This window comes from Verminephrobacter aporrectodeae subsp. tuberculatae At4 (assembly GCF_000193225.1).
Lineage (GTDB): Bacteria > Pseudomonadota > Gammaproteobacteria > Burkholderiales > Burkholderiaceae_C > Acidovorax > Acidovorax aporrectodeae.
Genome location: NZ_AFAL01000613.1, coordinates 1 through 229 on the forward strand (window position 1 = coordinate 1; position 229 = coordinate 229).

Annotated in this window: 1 protein-coding gene; it reads left to right on the forward strand. The window is 69.0% G+C overall.

Annotated features, from left to right (window positions below):
* On the forward strand, positions 1 to 229 hold a 229-nt coding region (locus VTU_RS33815), incomplete at both ends, for an Ig-like domain-containing protein (RefSeq protein ID WP_010107119.1).

The following is a 229-nucleotide window of genomic DNA, read 5'->3' on the forward strand; positions in this document are numbered from 1 at the left end:
CCAAGTACAGCGTGGACACGCGTTCCGGCAACACCACAGGCCCTACGGCCACGATCACGCTGGCCGACACCACGCTCACTGCGGGAGAAACGACGACCGTCACCTTCCGCTTCAGCGAGGCCGTCAGCGGCTTTGCGGCCGACGACGTCGTGCTCACCGACGCCAACGGCACGCTGGGCCCGCTCACGGCCGCGGCAGACGGCAGAACCTGGACGGCGACCTTCACGCC